16 protein-coding genes and 1 tRNA gene are annotated in these 18,698 nt (G+C 72.7%); 8 read left to right on the top strand and 9 right to left on the bottom strand.

Features of this window, described 5'->3' with window-relative positions; genetic code table 11:
• The first annotated feature begins 12 nt into the window (after positions 1-12).
• The gene (locus JOD66_RS02410; protein ID WP_204835348.1) at positions 13-285 is read left to right on the top strand and encodes a hypothetical protein; all 273 of its coding nucleotides are present in this window, start codon (positions 13-15) and stop codon (positions 283-285) included.
• A 119-nt stretch (positions 286-404) separates the two neighbouring features.
• Here JOD66_RS02410 and JOD66_RS02405 read toward each other — a convergent pair whose 3' ends face one another.
• The 3 genes from JOD66_RS02405 to JOD66_RS02395 are packed head-to-tail and all read right to left on the bottom strand — an operon-like array spanning position 405 to position 2,324.
• Entirely contained in the window at positions 405-980 is a 576-nt protein-coding gene (locus tag JOD66_RS02405; protein ID WP_204835347.1) for an acetoacetate decarboxylase family protein, read from the bottom strand.
• Between the two features lie 26 nt (positions 981-1,006).
• Positions 1,007-1,672: a hypothetical protein gene (locus JOD66_RS02400; protein ID WP_204835346.1), complete on the bottom strand. Its 666-nt coding sequence runs from the start codon at positions 1,670-1,672 to the stop codon at positions 1,007-1,009.
• Positions 1,673-1,682: 10 nt separating this feature from the next.
• A complete protein-coding gene (locus JOD66_RS02395; protein WP_204835345.1) occupies positions 1,683-2,324 on the bottom strand; it encodes a TetR/AcrR family transcriptional regulator in 642 nt (213 codons plus the stop codon).
• 105 nt (positions 2,325-2,429) lie between these two features.
• Between JOD66_RS02395 and JOD66_RS02390 the strand changes: the two genes are divergently transcribed.
• On the top strand, positions 2,430-4,550 hold the full coding sequence (locus JOD66_RS02390) for an MMPL family transporter (protein WP_204835344.1): 2,121 nt from the start codon (positions 2,430-2,432) through the stop codon (positions 4,548-4,550).
• Positions 4,551-4,642: 92 nt separating this feature from the next.
• Here the strand turns inward: JOD66_RS02390 and JOD66_RS02385 are convergent, their stop codons facing one another.
• The 4 genes from JOD66_RS02385 to JOD66_RS02370 form a co-directional block, all read right to left on the bottom strand.
• Entirely contained in the window at positions 4,643-4,819 is a 177-nt protein-coding gene (locus JOD66_RS02385) for a DUF6104 family protein (protein ID WP_204835343.1), read from the bottom strand.
• Positions 4,819-8,532, bottom strand: coding sequence for a multifunctional oxoglutarate decarboxylase/oxoglutarate dehydrogenase thiamine pyrophosphate-binding subunit/dihydrolipoyllysine-residue succinyltransferase subunit (locus JOD66_RS02380; protein WP_204835342.1), 3,714 nt, complete (start codon positions 8,530-8,532; stop codon positions 4,819-4,821). The genes JOD66_RS02385 and JOD66_RS02380 overlap by 1 nt, the downstream gene beginning before the upstream one ends.
• Before the next feature lie 176 nt (positions 8,533-8,708).
• Entirely contained in the window at positions 8,709-9,176 is a 468-nt protein-coding gene (rnhA, locus tag JOD66_RS02375; protein WP_204835341.1) for a ribonuclease HI, read from the bottom strand.
• A gap of 60 nt (positions 9,177-9,236) precedes the next feature.
• Positions 9,237-9,312, bottom strand: a tRNA-Arg gene (locus tag JOD66_RS02370).
• Positions 9,313-9,406: 94 nt separating this feature from the next.
• On the opposite strand from JOD66_RS02370, the gene argS reads away from it, so the two are divergent.
• Positions 9,407-11,077: an arginine--tRNA ligase gene (gene argS / locus JOD66_RS02365; protein ID WP_204835340.1), complete on the top strand. Its 1,671-nt coding sequence runs from the start codon at positions 9,407-9,409 to the stop codon at positions 11,075-11,077.
• Complete coding sequence (gene lysA, locus JOD66_RS02360; RefSeq protein ID WP_204835339.1) at positions 11,077-12,459, top strand: diaminopimelate decarboxylase; 1,383 nt, start codon at positions 11,077-11,079, stop codon at positions 12,457-12,459. Before argS ends, lysA begins: the two co-directional genes overlap by 1 nt.
• On the opposite strand, the gene soxR is transcribed toward lysA, so the two are convergent.
• The gene (soxR, locus tag JOD66_RS02355) at positions 12,460-12,924 is read right to left on the bottom strand and encodes a redox-sensitive transcriptional activator SoxR (protein ID WP_204835338.1); all 465 of its coding nucleotides are present in this window, start codon (positions 12,922-12,924) and stop codon (positions 12,460-12,462) included.
• Positions 12,925-12,960: 36 nt separating this feature from the next.
• Here soxR and JOD66_RS02350 point away from each other — a divergent pair, with 36 nt between their 5' ends.
• Positions 12,961-13,920, top strand: a complete 960-nt coding sequence (locus JOD66_RS02350; protein WP_204835337.1) for a zinc-binding dehydrogenase — start codon at positions 12,961-12,963, stop codon at positions 13,918-13,920.
• Positions 13,917-15,254 (top strand): MFS transporter, encoded by a 1,338-nt coding sequence (locus tag JOD66_RS02345; protein ID WP_204835336.1) that lies wholly within the window; start codon positions 13,917-13,919, stop codon positions 15,252-15,254. Before JOD66_RS02350 ends, JOD66_RS02345 begins: the two co-directional genes overlap by 4 nt.
• On the opposite strand, the gene JOD66_RS02340 is transcribed toward JOD66_RS02345, so the two are convergent.
• The gene (locus JOD66_RS02340) at positions 15,251-16,204 is read right to left on the bottom strand and encodes a GlxA family transcriptional regulator (RefSeq protein ID WP_204835335.1); all 954 of its coding nucleotides are present in this window, start codon (positions 16,202-16,204) and stop codon (positions 15,251-15,253) included. The genes JOD66_RS02345 and JOD66_RS02340 overlap by 4 nt on opposite strands.
• 111 nt (positions 16,205-16,315) lie before the next feature.
• On the opposite strand from JOD66_RS02340, the gene JOD66_RS02335 reads away from it, so the two are divergent.
• Both JOD66_RS02335 and JOD66_RS02330 read left to right on the top strand, forming a co-directional pair.
• Positions 16,316-17,257 (top strand): NADP-dependent oxidoreductase, encoded by a 942-nt coding sequence (locus JOD66_RS02335; RefSeq protein ID WP_204835334.1) that lies wholly within the window; start codon positions 16,316-16,318, stop codon positions 17,255-17,257.
• Between the two features lie 136 nt (positions 17,258-17,393).
• Positions 17,394-18,698 (top strand): homoserine dehydrogenase, encoded by a 1,305-nt coding sequence (locus tag JOD66_RS02330; protein WP_204835333.1) that lies wholly within the window; start codon positions 17,394-17,396, stop codon positions 18,696-18,698.

Here is an 18,698-nt window from a genome sequence, read left to right as displayed (position 1 = left end):
GACACTGACGCCATGAGCGACGGACGCGACCACCTCAGCAAGGCCGAGATCACCAAGGACGCGCTCCAGGCGGGCGCCGAGGCCGCGGCCCAGACCGTCGGCGAGGTCGCGAGCATCGTGACCCGCGCCGTCGGCGAGGTGGCCGCGGCCGTCGGCGGCTTCGCCACCGAGATCTTCGAGATCAAGGACTCCTCCCAGCGCGCGCTCGCCGAGCACGGTGGTGGCGCCCAGGTCGAGCCGGGTGCTGACGTGGCGGCGTTGGAGGAGGGCGACGTCGCCGAGTAGGCGGGTTGTCCCCAGCCTGTGCACAACTGGTCTGGCCACCTGCGGTTTGGGACCAAACCGCGTGCCCCGGACCCGAAATGTTGCGGTTTGGGACCAAACCGCAACCTCCCGCGTTCCACTCAGTCGAACGCGAGCCGAAACCCCGCCATCCGGAACGACCCCAGCTGACGGGCCTCCCGCATGAACCCGAGCGGCCCGTCGGCGGCGAAGGTCCACCGCCCGCGACACGGCAGCGCCTTGGCGCTGCCCTTCATCACGACGTTCGCGGTGTCCGGGTGCTCGGCGATGCCGGGCTGCTCGACCAGTCCGGTGAACGGCATCCGGATCGCGGCGCGGGAGATGTCGGTGAAGCTCGCCTCCACGATCGGTCGCCGCTCGACGGTGGCGGACCAGTCGGTGGAGGTGACCGGGCTGCGGAAGCTGGTGTCGAGGTCGAAGTCGCACAGCTCCTTCGGGATCGCCCACAGCGCCCGGCCGCCGGCCTGCGACGCGGGGGAGTCGACCCAGATGTCGGTGATCGTCACCGCGCCCTTGCCTGCCTGGTTCTTCACCGTCCGGGCGAGCAGCAGCTCGTGGTAGGTCAGGGGGCTGGGCTCCTCATAGGAGACCAGCGCGACGCCGTACGTCCCGGCCGAGTGCCGCTCGTCGATGTCGCGCGCGAGGCGGAACACCGAGAGCCAGAGCGACCCGTGCATGTGCCAGGGTGCCGGGGGATAGGCGGTCACTGGTCCTCCAGGAAGAGCTGCGCGGTGTGCTCGAGCTCGGCCTCCATGGCGGCCGGCAGGTCGTCGGTCAGCTCGTCGGCGATCGGGCTCTGCTCGCGGGGTCCGAGCCCGGCCGCGGCCTTCTCGACGGCGCCGGCGACGTCGATGACCGTCGCCTGGCGGACGTAGGGCTTCTCGAGCTCCTTGGCGACGTACTTCGCCACGAACCGGCGCAGCTCGCCCTCGACGTTGGCCGCCTTGCTGGTCAGCGAGGCGCGCAGGCCCTGCGCCTTGAGTCGTACGACGACCTGGGTGGCGGGCGGCGGCGTCACGTCGAGCGCGATGGCCAGGTCGGCTCGGCCGTGGGCGGTGATGACGAGCGGCACGGTGATCTCGGCATCGAAGTGCTGCTTGTCCATGCCGAGGTCGATGCTGAACTTCAAGGTCACCGGCAGGTCGACGTGGAAGGACACCGGGTCGGCCCCGACCCGCTCGCCGGTGGCGGTGCCGATGGTCCCGCGTGCGGTGACCTTGGCGATCCGGCCCGGTCCGACGCCGAGGGGCCCGACGTCGATCGGGCGCCCGGCCAGCACGTTGACGCCGGCGAGCACCCGCTCGGCGGTCACGGCGGTGGCGAAGAACCGCTCGCCCCAGGCCGCGTAGTCGATCAGCTCCTCGCTCACGCGGGTGACACTAGTGGGTGGCGCGCCCGCGCGGGCCGGTCGCCAGTCCGCGGCTGACCAGGTCGAGGGTGCGCTCGAGCGCGGTCTCCCGCTCCGCCGGGCCCAGGTCGGACAGTGGCCCGTCGGTGAGCAGCATCGCCAGGCCGTGGACCGCGGCCCACGGACCGGCCTCCGCGCCGGGCCGGTCCTCCGGGGCGAGGTAGCCGACCGCGACGAGCTGGTCGAGCATCTCCCCGAGCAGGACGTACGGCGCCGGCTCGCCCATCCCGTCGCTGCCGGGGTCGCGCAGGCCGCCGGTGAAGCAGGTGCGGAACACCCCCGGCTCCTCGATCGCGAACCTGACGTAGCCGCGCCCGGTCGAGCGCAGCCGCTCCACGGCCAGGGTGACGGGGTCGCCCTGGGTCGGCACCTCGGCGAGATAGTCGGCCATCGCGGCGACCATGCCGTCCATGGCCAGGGCACGAGCGGCCTCGAGGAGGTCGGCCTGGTTCTCGAAGTGCCGGTACGCCGCGGTCGGGGTGACGCCCACCTCGCGTGCCGCGCCGCGGATGGTGACCGCGTCCGGGCCGCCGGTCGCGGCCAGCTCGGCCGCCGCCCGGATCAGCGCATTGCGCAGGTCGCCGTGGTGGTAGCTCCGCTTCGAGGTCGTCACGGGCAACATGTTGACACCCGTACACATCCATGCCAAGTTAACACCCACAAAGTTTACGGGCGCACACATTGGAGGAGCGCGATGTTCAGCTGGATAGGTGGAGTGGTGACGAGGCGGGCGCGCACGGTGCTCGGCCTCGGTCTGCTGGGGGTGGTGCTCGCGGCGGTCGTCGGCGTCGGCGCCTTCGGCAAGCTGCAGACGGCCGGCTTCGACGACCCCGACTCGGAGAGCAGTCGCGCCGCGAGCCTGCTCGAGGAGCGGTTCGCCGGGGGAGCCGACTACGTGTTCGTCGTCGAGGCCGTCGGCGGCGACATCGACGCCCCTGCCGCGGCCCGCGCGGGAGCCGCGCTGACCGAGCGGCTCCGTGCGGACCCGGCGCTGGCCGACGTGGCGTCGTACTTCGACACCCGGGCCGGTCCGATGCGCTCGACCGACGGTCGCTACGCCCTGGTCACGGCCTCGCTCGCGCCCGGCACGGAGGCGGACCCGGGCGCCGTGATCGACGCGTACGCCGGGGCCGACGGGCCGCTGAGCGTCGACGTCGGCGGCGGCGAGGTGGTCGGCGAGGAGGTCGGCGCCCGGATCGGCCAGGACCTCGGGTTGGCCGAGAGCATCGCGATCCCGCTCATCCTGGTGCTGCTCGTGCTCGCGTTCGGCAATGTCGTCGGTGCGCTGGTCACCCTCGCGGTCGGCGTCGCCGCGATCTTCGGCACCTTCGCCGAGCTGTCGATCCTCGGCTCCGTCACCGACGTCTCGATCTACGCCGTCAACCTCACCACCGGCCTCGGGCTCGGCCTCGCCGTCGACTACGGGCTGCTGATGGTGGCCCGGGTGCGCGAGGAGCGGGCTGCGGGACGCGCCCACCCGGACGCCGTACGCCGAGCGGTGGAGACCGCGGGCCGCACCATCGCCTTCAGCGCGACCACGGTCGCGGTGGCGCTGGCCGCACTGCTGGTCTTCCCGATGTACTTCCTGCGCTCGTTCGCCTACGCCGGCATCGGCGTCATGCTGATCACCGCCTTCGCCGCGATCGTCGTCCTCCCGGCGGGCATCAGCCTGCTCGGCGACCGGATCGACGCCTGGCGGGTGCCGCGGGTGCGTGGCATCCGTGGCGAGGAGGCACCGGCCTGGGCCCGCCTGGCCCGGTTCGTGGCGCGGCGGCCGCTGCTCAGCGCGCTGCCCGTGCTCGCCGGCCTGCTGGTCGTGGCGATCCCCCTCGCCGGCATCGAGCTCGGTACGCCGGACGACCGCGTACTGCCCACCAGTGCGACCAGCCGACAGGCCGGTGACGTACTGCGCTCGTCCTTCGCCGGCGACGGCACCCACCCGATCCAGGTGGTCACGACCACGAGTGTTCCGGAGGCCGAGCTGACGTCGTACGCCGCGACGTTGGGCCAGCTGCCCGACGTGGTCCGGGTGGACGTCCAGGCCGGCCGGGACGCCGACCTGGTCGCGGTGGTCACCGACCTCGACCCGATGTCCGCGGCCGCGCGGGCCCTGGTCGACGAGGTACGGGCGGTGCCGGCGCCGGGCGGCGCCGAGGCGCTGGTCGGTGGTGCGAGCGCCGAGCTGCACGACCAGATGACGGGGATCGGCGACCGGCTGCCGCTGGTGGCGGGCTGGCTGGTGCTGACGACGCTCGTGATCCTGTTCCTGTTCACCGGCAGCGTGGTCCAGCCGCTGCGGGCGCTGGTCCTCAACGCGGTTGGGCTGGGCGCCACCCTCGGTGCGATGGTGTGGGTGTTCCAGGACGGCCACCTGTCCGGGGTGCTCGGCTTCACGCCGCAGCCGATGGACAGCTCGATGATGGTGCTGCTGTTCTGCGTCGCCTTCGGGCTGTCGATGGACTACGAGGTGTTCGTGATGAGCCGGATCAAGGAGATGCGCGACCGGGGGCTGGCCAACGACGAGGCGATGATCCACGGCCTGGCCCACACCGGCCGGATCGTCAGCACGGCGGCGGCGCTGATCGCGATCAGCTTCTTCGCCTTCTTGGTGAGCTCGGTCAGCTTCATCCAGTTCTTCGGCCTCGGCACCGGGCTGGCCATCCTGATCGACGCCACCCTGGTCCGCGGCGTACTCCTCCCGGCGAGCGTCCGGCTCCTGGGCGAGCGCTCCTGGTGGGCGCCGGGGCCGCTGCGGGCCCTGCACCGCCGGGTCGGCCTTTCCGAGTCGGTGCCGTCGGTCGCGCCGACCCGGCAGAAACTGGCTCAGGAATTGCGCTGACCCGGCAGAAACTTGCCTGAAAAAGCCGCCGACCCGGCAGAACTTTCTGCCGGGTCGGCGCGATTCTCACGCAACTTCGTGCCGGGTCGGCGTCAGTCCTCGGGGTCGTCGAGGCGGGCCAGCCAGGTGGCGAACCGCTCGACGGCCGTCTCGAACTCCGGGTGGGTGTCGACGAACTCCTGGAGCCGCTCGCCGAGCCAGGCCAGGGTGACCTCCTCGTCGCCCCGGCGCCGCTCGAGCTCCTCGATCCCGCGGTCGGTGAAGTACATCAGGCGAAGGCCTCGCCGATGAGGACCTTGGCCTCCTCCTGGTGGCGCTTGGCCGTGCCGACGGCCGTGGTGGAGGACGCGGCCCGGGTGACGGGCTGGATGGGCCGGCCGAGGTGCGGGACGACGTTCAGGTAGAACGACGGCCACGGGCCCTGGTTGTAGGGCTCGTCCTGGACCCACTTCACGGTGGCGTTCGGGTACTTCGCGAGCTCGGCCTGCACGGCCTCGGTCGGCCAGGGGTAGAGCTGCTCGACGCGCAGGATCGCCACGTCGTCGCGCTCGGACTTCTGCCGCTCGACCATCAGGTCCCAGGTGAGCCGGCCCGAGACGAGCAGCACGGTCTTCACCTTCGCCGGGTCGGCCGTCGCGTCGCCGATCACGGGGCGGAACTCGCCGGAGGTGAAGTCGGCCGGCTGCGAGGCGGCCTCCTTGCGCTTGAGCATCGACTTCGGCGTGAACACGATGAGCGGCTTGTGCTCCCCGCCGAGGGAGTGGCGGCGCAGCAGGTGGAAGTACGACGCCGGCGTCGACGGCTGGGCCACGACCATCGAGTCCTCGGCGCACAGCGCGAGGAAGCGCTCGATGCGGGCCGAGGAGTGGTCGGCGCCCTGGCCCTCGTAGCCGTGCGGCAGCAGCAGCACGACGCCGGAGTCCTGGCCCCACTTGGTCTTGCCGGCCGAGATGTACTCGTCGATGACCGACTGGGCGCCGTTGACGAAGTCGCCGAACTGCGCCTCCCAGAGCACCAGGGCGTCGGGGCGGGCCACCGAGTAGCCGTACTCGAAGCCGAGCGCGGCGTACTCCGAGAGCAGGCTGTCGTAGACGAAGAACTTCGCCTGCTCCTCGGTCAGGTTGGCCAGCGGCGTCCACTCGTCGGCGTTGACCCGGTCGATGATCGTCGCGAAGCGCTGCACGAAGGTGCCGCGGCGCGAGTCCTGGCCGGCCAGGCGCACCGGCCGGCCGTCCATGAGCAGCGAGCCGAACGCGAGGATCTCGCCGGTGCCCCAGTCGATCGGGCCGTCGGCGATCGCGGCGGCGCGGCGCTGGAGCTGGGGCATCACCTTCGGGTGGACGGTGAACCCGTCGGGCGGGGTGACGTAGGCGTCGGCGATCCGCTTGAGGACCTCCGGCGTGACGGCGGTCTGGGTCTCGCCGACCGACTTGTCCGGGTAGTCCGGGACGGTGGTCCACTCCTTGGGGGCCTCCGACGCCTCGCGGACCTCGGTGAACACCCGCTCCAGCTGCTGCTGGTAGTCGCGCAGCACCTGTTCGGCCTCCTCGATCGTGATGTCGCCACGACCGATCAGGGACTCCGTGTAGAGCTTGCGGACCGAGCGCTTCTGCTCGATGAGGTCGTACATCAGCGGCTGGGTGTACGACGGGTCGTCGCCCTCGTTGTGACCGCGGCGGCGGTAGCAGACCAGGTCGATGACGACGTCGCTGTTGAACGCCTGGCGGTACTCGAACGCGAGCCGCGCGACGCGGATGCACGCCTCGGGGTCGTCGCCGTTGACGTGGAAGATCGGCGCCTGCACCATCCGGGCCACGTCGGTGCAGTAGAGCGTCGAGCGCGACGAGCCGGGCGAGGTGGTGAACCCGACCTGGTTGTTGATGACCACGTGGATCGTGCCGCCGGTGCGGTAGCCGCGCAGCTGCGAGAGGTTGAGCGTCTCGGCCACGACACCCTGGCCCGCGAAGGCCGCGTCGCCGTGGATGAGCATCGGCAGCACCGGGAACTCGGCGCCACGGTCGAGCACGTCCTGCTTGGCGCGGGCGATGCCCTCGAGGACCGGGTCCACCGTCTCGAGGTGTGAGGGGTTCGCGGCGATCGACACGGCGATGGTCTCGCCGGTGCCGGCCACGAAGGTGCCCTCGGCGCCGAGGTGGTACTTCACGTCGCCGGAGCCCTGGACCGTGCGCGGGTCGATGTTGCCCTCGAACTCGCGGAAGATCTGGTTGTAGGACTTGCCGACGATGTTGGCCAGCATGTTGAGCCGGCCGCGGTGGGCCATGCCGATCGCGACCTCGACCAGGCCGGCCTGCGCGGCCGCCTCGGCGATCTCGTCGACGACGGGGACCGTGGTCTCGCCGCCCTCGAGGGAGAACCTCTTCTGACCGACGAACTTGGTCTGCAGGAAGGTCTCGAAGGCCTCGGCCTGGTTGAGCTTCAGCAGGATCCGCAGCTGCTCCTCGCGGGGCGGCTTGCTGTGGGGCTGCTCGACGCGCTCCTGGATCCACGCGCGCTGCTCGGGGTCCATGATGTGCATGTACTCGATGCCGGTGGTGCGGCAGTAGGAGTCGCGCAGGATGCCGAGGATGTCGCGCAGCTTCATGAACCGCCGGTCGCGCCCGCCGAACGAGCCGGTGGGGAACTCGCGCTCGAGGTCCCACAGGGTCAGTCCGTGCGACTCGATGCGCAGGTCGGGGTGGCTGCGCTGCTTGTACTCCAGCGGGTCGGTGTCGGCCATCAGGTGGCCGCGCACGCGGTAGGCGTGGATCAGCTCGAGGATCCTGGCCTGCTTGTCGATCTGGTCGTCGTGGGACGTCGCGATGTCGGCGTTCCAGCGGATCGGCTCGTAGGGGATGCGCAGCGCGCGGAAGATCTCGTCGTAGAAGCCGTCCTGGCCGAGCAGGTACTTGTGCACCTGGCCGAGGAACTCGCCCGACTGCGCGCCCTGGATCACGCGGTGGTCGTAGGTCGAGGTCATCGTCATGATCCGGGAGATCGCGTTGCGCGCGATCGTGTCCTCGGACGCGCCCTGGAACTCCGGCGGGTAGTCCATCGAGCCGACGCCGATGATCGCGGCCTGGCCCTGCATGAGGCGCGGCACCGAGTTGTTGGTGCCGAGGCCGCCGACGTTGGTGAGGCTGACGGTCGTGCCGGAGTAGTCCTCCATGGTCAGCTTGTTGTCCTTGGCCTTGCGCACGATGTCCTCGTACGCCGTCCAGAACTGCGCGAAGTCCATCGACTCGCACGCCTTGATGCTGGGGGCGACCAGCTGGCGGGTGCCGTCCTTCTTCTGCTGGTCGATCGCCAGGCCCAGGTTGATGTGGGCCGGCGTCACCATGGTCGGCTTGCCGTCGATCTCGGCGTAGGTGTTGTTCATCGCCGGCAGCGCCTTGATCGCCTTGACGATGGCGTAGCCGATGAGGTGGGTGAAGGAGACCTTGCCGCCGCGGGCGCGCTTGAGGTGGCTGTTGATGACGATGCGGTTGTCCCACAGCAGCTTGACCGGGATGTTGCGCACCGAGGTCGCCGTCGGAACCGACAGCGAGATGTCCATGTTCTTGGCGGTCGCGGCCGGGATGCCGCGCAGCACCGTCAGGGTCGGCTCGTCGCTGGCCGTCACCGGCGCCGGGCGCGGGGCGTCCTTGGGGGTCGGGGCGGGGGAGTCGGCCTTCGGCGGCGTCGGCGTCGTCGAGGAGGCGGGGCTCACCTGGGGTGCGGGGGTGGCCTTCGGGGTGGCCGGGGTGGTGGCGGCAGCGGCCGGGGCGGCGGGCGCGGGAGCCGTCGTCGTGGCGGGCGCGGCGGCCGGAGCGACCTTGGTCGCCGTGCCGTTGCCGCTGCCGTTCCTGAAGAACGTCGCCCACGCGGGATCGACGCTGCTCGGGTCGGCCTCGAACCGTTCCTTCATCTCCTCCACGAGCCACTCGTTGGCTCCGAAGTCCTCAGGAACGGGAGATCCGGTGGACTGGTCTGACGACTGCGTCACGACGTGCTTCGCCTCTTCCGATGAGCTGGACCTACCCGCCGCCGATAGCGGGTGGCTGTCGACCGCCAAGGCTAGTCCCAAGGGGAAGCAAATACCGCCCCGTGGGCACCCTTTGCCGCCAGGTGTTGCGCATCAGACATCGAGCGGGTGTCCCGAGCGTGTGGAACGTGTTCTCGTCAGGCCGTCAGTACGCCGTCGCGCGCCTCGCGCGCACCCCGTCCGGCGAGGGCGTCCGCCCGCTCGTTGCCGGGGTCGCCGGCGTGCCCCTTGACCCAGTGCCAGGCCACGTCGTGGCCGGCCGCGGCGGCGTCGAGCCGGCGCCACAGGTCGTCGTTCTTGACCGGCGCCTTGGCGGCCGTGCGCCAGCCGTTGGCCTTCCACTTCGCCACCCAGGACAGGATCCCGTTGCGGACGTAGCTGCTGTCGGTGTGGAGGTCGACCGCCGAGGGGCGGTTGAGCAGCTCGAGGGCCTGGATGGCCGCCATCAGCTCCATCCGGTTGTTGGTCGTGGCCGGCTCGCCGCCGTAGAGCTCCTTCTCGTACCGCCCGTACCTCAGCACCGCACCCCAGCCGCCGGGTCCCGGGTTCCCGAGGCAGGCGCCGTCGGTGTGGATGGTGACGCGGGAGGTCGGGTCGGTCGGCACATCGGGATCGTAGAGCGCCCGAGACGAGAAGAACCGCAGGCCGTGGGCCTGCGGTTCTCGTGGCGCCTCCGGCAGGATTCGAACCTGCGACACCTGGTACCGGAAACCAGTGCTCTATCCCCTGAGCTACGGAGGCATGCGCCGCGACGGTGAGGTCGGTGGCGCGATGAGGAACCCTACCGGTCGATATCCGTGCAAAGGAAACCGGTGCCCCTCGATACGCTTTGCCGGTGACTCCAGCGCAGCTCTCCACCACGATCGTCGACGCACTCTCGACGCTCGTCGACCGGGGCGATCTCGCCCTGCCCGACGGCGTCCCGAGCGAGGTGACGGTGGAGCGACCGCGGCAGAAGGGGCACGGCGACTACGCCACCAACGTCGCGCTGCAGCTCGCCAAGAAGGCGGGTACGAACCCGCGGGCGCTCGGCGAGCTGTTGGCGGCTCGGCTCGAGGAGGCCGACGGCATCGCCGGCGTCGAGCTGGCGGGTCCGGGCTTCCTCAACATCACCGTCGAGGCGGGTGCCCAGGGCCAGGTGGCGGCCGACGTGGTGGCCGCCGGGCCGGCGTACGGACGCACCGACACCCTCGGCGGGCAGAAGATCAACGTCGAGTTCATCTCCGCCAACCCGACCGGTCCGCTGCACCTCGGCCACACCCGGTGGGCGGTGCTCGGCGACGCGATCGGGCGGGTGCTCGCGGCGGCGGGCGCCGACGTGACCCGCGAGTTCTACATCAACGACCGCGGCGTGCAGATGAACCACTTCGCCGACTCGATCATCGCGGCCGCTCTCGGCGACGACAAGCCCGCCGACGGGTACGCCGGCGCCTACATCACCGATCTCGCCCAGGCCGTCGAGGCGGCCAGCCCCGGGATCTTCCAGCTCGAGGGCGAGGAGCGGCGGGCCGCCGTGCGCGCGAAGGGCTACGAGATCCAGCTCAAGGAGCAGCAGGACCAGCTCGACGGCTTCAACACCCACTTCGACGTCTGGTTCTCCGAGCTCTCGCTCCACGAGTCGGGCTCGGTGCCCGAGACGCTGGCGCGGCTCAAGGAGCTCGGTCACGTCTTCGAGCAGGACGGCGCGCTGTGGATGCGCACGACCGACTTCGGCGACGACAAGGACCGGGTGCTCATCAAGTCCGACGGCGAGCTCACCTACTTCGCGTCCGACACCGCGTACTACCTCAACAAGCGCGCACGTGGGTTCGACCACTGCATCTACCTGCTCGGCGCCGACCACCACGGGTACGTCGGCCGGCTGCGTGCGATGGCGGCCTGCGTCGGCGACGACCCGGACCAGACCCTCGACGTGCTGATCGGCCAGCTGGTCAAGATCCTCAAGGACGGCGAGGAGCTCAAGCTCTCCAAGCGCGCCGGCAACATCGTCACCCTCGACGAGCTGGCCCAGGAGATCGGCGTCGACGCGCTGCGCTACTCCCTGGCGCGCTACCCGGCCGACTCGCCGCTGACCCTCGACGTCGCCGAGATCACCAAGGCGTCCAACGACAACCCGGTCTACTACGTGCAGTACGCCCACGCCCGCACCAGCGCGATGATTCGCAATGCCACCGACCTCGGCATGACCCTGCCCGGCGACGCGTTCGACCCGAGCCTGCTGTCCCACGAACGCGACGGCCAGCTGCTGCGGGCGCTGGCGGAGTACCCCCGCGTCGTGGCCAGTGCCGCCGAGCTGCGCGAGCCGCACCGGGTCGCGCGCTACCTGGAGGACACCGCCTCGGTCTTCAACAAGTGGTACGACACCAAGGAGTGCCGGATGCTGCCCCAGGGCGACGAGCCGGTCGGTCCGGCCAATCTCGCGCGCCTGGTGCTCGTCGTGGCCACCCGGACCGTGCTCGCCAACGGTCTCGACCTGCTCGGCGTCTCCGCGCCCGAGCGGATGTGATGGGACGCGTCCCGCCCGGCGACTACGCCGGCACCTCGCCCGTCTGGCTGCGCGAGCCGGCCGACGTCAACGCCCTCGTCCCCGTGCTGTGGTCGGCGACCGCACGCAAGGACGACGGCGTGCTGTCGGTCGGGGGCCTGCCGGTCCCCGACCTGGTCGCCGACGTCAACACCCCGGCGTACGTCCTCGACGAGGACGACTTCCGTGCGCGGGCCCGCGCCTTCCGCGACGGCTTCGCGGGCTACGACATCTACTACGCCGGCAAGGCGTTCCTGTGCACCACCGTCGCCCGCTGGGTGGCGGAGGAGGGGCTGCGCCTCGACGTGTGCAGCGACGGTGAGCTGACCGTCGCGCTGCGGGCCGGTACCGACCCGGCCCGGATCGGCTACCACGGCAACAACAAGACCGCGATGGAGCTGCGCCGCGCGGTCGACGCCGGCGTGGGCCGGATCATCGTCGACTCCTTCCACGAGATCGAGCGGGTCGCCGACGTGGCCCGCCAGCTCGGCGTCCGCCAGGGCGTGATGGTGCGGGTCACCGCGGGTGTCGAGGCGCACACCCACGAGTTCATCGCGACCGCCCACGAGGACCAGAAGTTCGGCTTCTCGATCTCCTCCGGCGACGCCTTCGAGGCCGCGTCGCGCGTCGTCGCCGCCGAGGGGCTGGAGCTGCGCGGCCTGCACAGCCACATCGGCTCGCAGATCTTCGACACCTCCGGCTGGGAGGTCGCCGCGCGCCGCGTGCTCGCGCTGCACGCCCGGATCGCCGTCGAGCTCGGCCAGGAGCTGCCCGAGCTCGACCTCGGCGGCGGCTTCGGCATCGCCTACACCACCCAGGACGACCCGGCGGAGCCGGCGGTGCTGGCCGAGCAGATCACCAGGATCGTGACGGGGGAGTGCGCCGCGCTCGGCATCGCCGTCCCGCACCTGTCGATCGAGCCCGGGCGTGCCATCGTCGGCCCGGCGATGTGCACCGTCTACACCGTCGGCACGGTCAAGCGGGTCCAGCTCGACGGTGGCGCCACCCGCACCTACGTCTCCGTCGACGGCGGGATGAGCGACAACATCCGCACCGCCCTCTACGACGCCGACTACTCCTGCACCCTCGCCTCCCGTGCGTCCGACGCGGCGCCGGTGCTGGCCCGGGTCGTCGGCAAGCACTGCGAGTCGGGCGACATCGTGGTCAAGGACGAGTTCCTGCCCGGCGACGTCGCACCGGGCGACCTGGTGGCGGTCCCCGGCACCGGCGCCTACGGCCGGTCGATGGCCTCCAACTACAACCACGCCCTCCGCCCGCCGGTGGTCGCGGTCAAGGACGGGCAGGCCCGCGTCGTCGTCCGCCGGGAGACGGTCGACGACCTGCTGGCGACCGACCTGGGCTGACTACCGGGAGCGCCCGACCAGCCGCACCGGCCCGTCGCCGTACTCCTTCAGCACGTCGCCCGGGTTGGCCAGCGAGCACGACTTGAGCGACAGGCAGCCGCAGCCGATGCAGTCGTCGAGGGTGTCGCGCAGCCGCTCGAGCCGGCTGATCCGGTCGTCGAGGGCGCCGCGCCAGGTCCGGGACAGCCGGGCCCAGTCGGCCTTGGTGGGCGTGCGGCCCTCGGGGAGGGTGGCGAGCGCGTCGCGGATCTCGGCGAGGGACACCCCGACGCCCTGGGAGACCCGGATGAACGCGACCCGGCGCAGCACGTCGCGGTGGTAGCGGCGCTGGTTGCCGGCGGTGCGGATGCTGGTGATCAGGCCTTCCCGCTCGTAGTAGTGGAGGGCGGAGACGGCCACGCCGGAGCGGTGGGCGACGTCGCCGGAGGTCAGGTCGTGGCTGCGGAGGGCGCGGTTCGGGTCCATTGACCTCAACCTTAGTTCAGGTTGTCGAATGACGTCATGCACGCGATCCGCCACCACGCCTTCGGGCCCGCCGACCTCCTCCGCCTCGAGCAGCTGCCCGACCTCGACCCCGCCCCCGGCCAGCTCCGGATCGCCGTCGAGGCCGCGGGCGTCCACCTGCTCGACACCTCGATCCGGGCGGGGGAGTCCTTCGGGCTCGGCCAGGCGCCCGAGCTGCCCGTCGTGCCCGGCCGGGAGGTCGCGGGGACCGTCGACGGGGTCGGCGCCGGGGTGGACCGGAGCTGGCTGGGCCGACGCGTGGTCGCCCACCTCGGCCTCGCCGGCGGCGGGTACGCCGACCAGGCGGTCGTCGACGCGGCCCGGGCGTACCCGCTGCCGGACCACCTCGACGCCGCCACCGCCGTCGCCGTCATCGGCACCGGCCGCACCGCCGCCGCGATCCTCGACCTGGCCCGGATCGCCACCGACGACCTGGTCGCCGTGACCTCCGCGGCCGGCGGCCTCGGGACGCTGCTGCTCCAGGGCGCCCGCAACGTCGGCGCGCGGGCGGTCGGCGTCGCCGGCGGCCCCGACAAGGTCGCCGTCGCAGCCCGCCACGGCGCCGACCCGGCGCTCGACCGTCGTACGCCGGGCTGGGCGGAGGCCGTCCCCGGCCCACTCACGGTGGTCCTCGACGGCGTGGGTGGCGAGGTCGGGCAGGCGCTCTACGAACGGCTCGCGCCGGGCGGCCGGCTGGTCCGCTACGGCTGGGCGTCCGGCGTCCAGAACACCTACGACGACCCGGCCCGCCCCGTCGTCGACGTGCTCGGGCCGCCGATCATGAGCCGGCTCGCGGAGTTCGAGCGCGCGGCCCTGGCCGCGGCGGCCGACGGCTCCCGGGTGCCGCACGTCGGCAGTGCGTTCCCGCTCGCCGAGGCGGCCGCGGCCCATCGAGCGCTCGAGGCGGGCGCCACCACGGGCAAGGTGGTCCTCCTGGTCGAGCGGCCGGCGACGTGACCGCTCTCGACGACGCCACGACGACCTCGCCGTGGCGGGGCCGGCACGCCCGCACCACCGTCGGCGTGTTCTCCCTCGCCTTCCTGTTCGCCTTCGAGGCGCTCGCGGTCGCGACGGTGATGCCCGACGTGGCCGACGACCTCGACGGGCTGCGCTGGTACGCCGTCGCCTTCGCCGCCCCGCTCGCCGCCTCGGTCGTCGCGCTGGCGGCGGCCGGCGCGGAGGTCGACCGCCGCGGCCCCGCCCCGGCGCTCCGGCGCGGGCTGGTCGTCTTCTGCGCCGGCGTCGTGATCGCCGGCCTGGCGCCGTCGATGCCGGTCTTCCTGCTCGGCCGCCTGGTCCACGGCTACGGCGGCGGCGTGCTCGGGGTGGCTCTCTACGTCGTGATCGCGCAGGCCTACCCGGAGCGGCTGCGGCCGCGGGTGTTCGCGGTGCTCACGACCGCGTGGGTGCTGCCGGCGCTGGTCGGTCCGCTGCTGGCTGCCCAGATCGCGGCCGCGGTCGGCTGGCGCTGGGTGTTCCTCGGCGTGCCGCTCGTCGCGGTCGCCGCCTGGCTACTGGTCGCCGACGCCCCCTCGCGCCCCGGCGTGGACCGGTCCGAGCCGGGCCGGCTGGCGTGGGCGCTGCTGGCCGCGGGCGGCGTGCTGCTGGTCAGCCTGGCCGGCCAGCGCACCCTGCCCGCCTGGCCGCTCCTGGTGGTGGCCGGGCTCGCCGCGATCGTCGGCGGGGCCCGGCGCCTGCTGCCCGCGGGCGCCTGGCGGATGGGCCCCGGGCTGCCGGCCGTCCTCGGCTCGCGGGCCGCGATCGGCACCGCCTTCGCCGCGGCCGAGGTCTACGTCCCGCTCCTGCTCACCCTGCGGCGCGACCTCTCGCTCGCCGAGGCCGGCTGGGTGCTCACCGTCGGGGCCGTCACCTGGTCCGGCGGCGCGGTGCTCGCCGCCCGGTGGTCGGTCCTCGCGGACCAGCCCACCCGGGTCCGGCTCGGCGCGGCGCTCCTGGCCGGCGGGGTCGGTGGCTTCGCGCTGGTCGCCGCGCCGGGCGTGCCGCTCGTCGTACCGGTGCTCGGGTGGGCCGCCGCCGGGCTCGGCATCGGCATGGCCTTCTCGACGCTGTCGGTGCTCGCCCTCGCGACCGCGCGGGACGGCGAGGAGGGACGCACCTCCTCGGCGCTGCAGCTCAACGACTACCTCGCCAACAGTGCCGGGCTGGCCCTCGGCGGCGTGGTCTTCGCCGGGTTCGCGGTGTCGGCGCCGGTTCCCGCCGCCACCGGGCTGGTCCTCGCCGCGGCCGTGCTGGCCGCGCTGGCGCTGGTGCCGGCCACCCGGCTGCGCTAGACCGACGCCCGCAGCGAGAACCGGGCGCGGTACTGCTGCGGAGACAGCCCGACCCGGTCCCGGAAGTGCTTGCGCAGCGCCGCGGCGGTGGCGAAGCCGGCGCGCTCCGCGACCAGGTCGACGACGGCGTCGCTGGTCTCCAGCAGCTCCTTGGCGCGCTCGACGCGCGCCTGCACCAGCCAGTTCCCGAGGGTCAGGCCGGTCTCGTCGCGGAACCTGCGGGTCAGGGTCCGCACGCTGACGCCGAACGCCGCGGCGACCTCGTCGAGGCTGACCGGGCGGTCGAGGCGGTCCAGGAGCCAGGCGCGCACGTCGGCGGTGGTCCCCGGACCCTCGGCGACGACCGGCCGCGCGACGAACTGCGACTGACCGCCCCCGCGGTGTGGGGGAGCGAGGGTCGCCCGGGAGACGTCGGCGGCGACGGCGGCCCCGAGGTCCTTGGCGATGATGTGCAGGGTGAGGTCGACGGCGGCCGACGCACCGGCCGCGGTCAGGACGTCGTCCTCGTCGACGAAGAGCGCGTCCGGCCGGAAGTCGATCCGGGGGAAGGCGACCCGGAAGTGCTCCGCCATGCGCCAGTGGGTGGTCGCCGCCCGGCCGTCGAGCCGGCCGGAGGAGGCGACGGTGAAGGCGCCGGTGCAGTACGACACCACCCGCTGTGCGGTGTGGTCGGCGAGACCGATCGGGTCGCCGCCGTCGGGGGCGGTGTCCCACGGGGGGACGACGATCGTGTCGACCTCGGCGAGCACCGAGCGATCGGCGCGGACCGCGACCGAGAAGTCGGCGGAGGTCGGCACCGGCCGTCCGTCCAGGCTGCAGGTCACCACCTCGTAGGCGGGCCGGCCGTCGACCTCGGCGGCGCCGAAGAAGCGCGAGGCGACGCCGAGCTCGTAGGCGTAGACGCCGGGCAGGGCGACCACGCCGATGCGGTGGGGGCGAGGCGAGGGCATGGCCAGATCATGACATATATCGTCCATCTGGCCACTGGTGAGTGACCTCGCCGGCCGGAAGGCTGGGGGCACCCCAGGCGGACGAGCCTGGACGAACCTGAAGGAGGAGCGATGCGCGCAGTGCGCTACACCGGGGCCGGTGCGGCCGCCGAGGTCATCGAGCTGGTCGAGCTGGCCGAGCCGGTGCCCGCCGACGACGAGGTGCTGGTCCGGGTAGCGGCCGTCGGGCTGAACCCGGTCGACGTCAAGATCCGAGCGGCGGGGACCGACTTCGGGCCGATCGAGTACGCGCTCCGGCCCGGCTGGGACGTGGCCGGCGAGGTGGTCGCCACCGGGTCGGCGGTGACCTCGCTGGAGGTGGGCGACGCCGTGTTCGGCCTGGCCCGCTTCCCGCGGGCGGCGCACACCCTCGCCGAGCTGGTCGCCGTGCCCGCGGCCGACCTCGCGAAGGCGCCGACCTCGTGGAAGGTCGAGCAGCGGGGCGCCGCTCCGCTCGCCGTGCTCACGGCCTGGCACGCCTTCGCGGCGGCCGGCCTGGTCGGCGACGCGACCGGCCGGCGGGTGCTCGTGCTCGGCGGCGCCGGCGGGGTCGGCCATCTCGCGATCCAGGTCGCGAAGTCCCGCGGCGCCCATGTGGTCGCGACGGCGAGCCCGGGCAAGCACGCCGTGCTCGCCGGCCTCGGCGCCGACGAGCTGGTCGACTACCGCGACGCGGAGGCGCTCGCGGCGATCGAGCCCGTCGACGTCGTGCTCTCGACCGTCGACGACGGTGTTCCCCCGTTGGGCGCGGTCCGGGAGGGCACCGCGGTCGTCACGATCACCGGCTTCCCCGACGGCGCCGCCGAGGAGCTGCGGGCCGTGGGCGCGACCGGCCTGGAGCGGATCATGGTCGCCGCCGACGGGGCCGCCCTCGCCGAGGTCGCCACCCTGGCGGACGCCGGCCGGCTGACCGTGCTGGTCGAGGCGGCCTTCCCGCTCGACGACGTCGTCGCCGCCCAGGAGCGGCTGGAGACCGGGCGGGTGACGGGGAAGGTGGTCGTCACCCTGCCGTGATCGAGCCCTGACCGAGCCCTGACCGAGCCCTGGCCGAGCCCTGACCACGAGCCCGACCCGGGGCCGGACGGCCGCAAGGTGTCCGCGTTCTGCCGTCGCTGACGGGACACTCCGCCGCCGCCGATACGATCAGCGGGTGAACAGTCCTCTCAAGGTTGCCGTGCTCGGCTGCGGTTCCGTGGGGTCGCAGGTGGTGCGACTGCTCGGCGAGCAGGCCGACGACCTTGCGGCCCGGGTCGGGGCCCCCGTGGAGCTGGTCGGCGTCGCCGTACGACGTCTCGACAGCCCGCGCGAGGTCGAGGTGCCGGCCGGGCTGCTCACGACCGACGCCGAGGGCCTGGTCGCCCGCGACGACGTCGACGTGGTGATCGAGGTGATCGGCGGCATCGAGCCCGCCCGGTCCCTCATCCTGTCCGCGCTCGAGCACGGCGCCTCGGTCGTCACGGCCAACAAGGCGCTGCTCGCCGAGGACGGCGCGACGCTCTTCGAGGCCGCCGAGAAGGCCGGCCGCGACCTCTACTACGAGGCGGCCGTCGCCGGAGCCATCCCGATCCTGCGCCCGCTGCGCGAGTCGCTGGCCGGTGACAAGGTGACCCGGGTGCTCGGCATCGTCAACGGCACCACCAACTTCATCCTCGACAAGATGGACACCTCCGGCGCGGGCTTCGGCGACGCGCTGGAGGAGGCCCAGGCGCTCGGGTACGCCGAGGCCGACCCCACCGCCGACGTCGAGGGCTTCGACGCCGCCGCGAAGGCCGCCATCCTGGCCAGCCTGGCGTTCCACTCCCGCGTGACGGCCAACGACGTGCACCGCGAGGGGATCACCGAGGTCAGCGCCGGCGACGTCCGCTCGGCGCGCGACATGGACAGCGTCGTCAAGCTGCTCGCGATCGCCGAGCTGCGCAGCGACGAGCAGGGCGAGGAGGCGGTCAGCGTCCGCGTCCACCCCGCGATGATCCCCAGGTCGCATCCGCTGGCCAGCGTCCGCGAGGCCTACAACGCGGTGTTCGTCGAGTCCGAGGCCGCCGGCCAGCTGATGTTCTACGGACCCGGCGCGGGGGGCGCCCCGACCGCCAGCGCCGTCCTCGGTGACCTGGTCACCGTCGCCCGCAACCACCGCCAGGGCACCCGCGGCGTCGGCGAGTCGGCGTACGCCGACCGGGCCGTGCTGCCGATGGGGGAGACCCGCACCCGCTACCACGTCGCCATCGACGTCGACGACCGGGCGGGCGTGCTCGCCGCGGTGGCGCAGGCCTTCGCCGAGCACGGCGTCTCCATCCAGACCGTTCGTCAGGAGGGCCGGGGCGACGACGCCCAGCTCGTCGTCGTCTCGCACGAGGCCACGGACGCGGCGCTGGCCGCCACCGTCGACCACCTGCGGGACATGGACATCGTGCGTGAGGTCACCTCGGTGATGCGCGTCGAGGGAACCGAAGAGTGA

It is taken from the genome of Nocardioides nitrophenolicus (assembly GCF_016907515.1).
GTDB lineage: Bacteria > Actinomycetota > Actinomycetes > Propionibacteriales > Nocardioidaceae > Nocardioides > Nocardioides nitrophenolicus.
This window is presented reverse-complemented; position numbering and strand designations above follow the sequence as displayed.